General features: G+C 52.5%; 1 protein-coding gene. It reads left to right on the top strand.

Translation table 11 applies throughout. The annotated features are described in order from the left end of the window. On the top strand, nt 1-198 hold a 198-nt coding region (locus E1189_RS24400), incomplete at its 5' end, for a hypothetical protein (RefSeq protein ID WP_230459853.1). Between the last annotated feature and the right edge of the window lie 324 nt (nt 199-522).

Here is a 522-nt window from a genome sequence, read left to right as displayed (position 1 = left end):
CCCTGTATGGATGCGCTTGTGTCTGATGAGGTCGCTGGATGTGCTAAATGCTTTGTTGCATCCGTCCTGATCACAGGCGTAGCGCCTGTCTCCTGTATGGATGCGCTTGTGTCTGGTGAGAGCGCCGGGTTGGGTGAAGGCCCGGTTGCATCTGTCCTGATCACAGGCGTAGCGCCTGTTCCCTGTGCGGGCTCTTAGTGTGTGCATCCCGGAGATGTTCGTAGGCTGCTGATCACTGTCAGACTGAATCGGGCTCACTTCAGTAAGGGTTCCATCTGTATTGAGTGCACATTCTCCGGCACTGGCACAAAGAACACTCGGAAATACATCATCCTGCTCCAAATTCGATAACTCCGGAAGTAGGGCGTCATTCTGCTCCAGACCCGCCAACTCTGGGAATAGAGTATCCAGAAGGGGAGGTGAAGAAGGAGGAGTGCATAAAATGCCAGAAGCTTCATTTTTACTGGAAATGCTGCACATGTTAGATGGATCCCTGATCCATGTTGTGGCACCCGTTTCAAC

This window comes from Parendozoicomonas verongulae (genome assembly GCF_009711465.1).
GTDB lineage: Bacteria > Pseudomonadota > Gammaproteobacteria > Pseudomonadales > Endozoicomonadaceae > Sansalvadorimonas > Sansalvadorimonas verongulae.
This window is presented reverse-complemented; position numbering and strand designations above follow the sequence as displayed.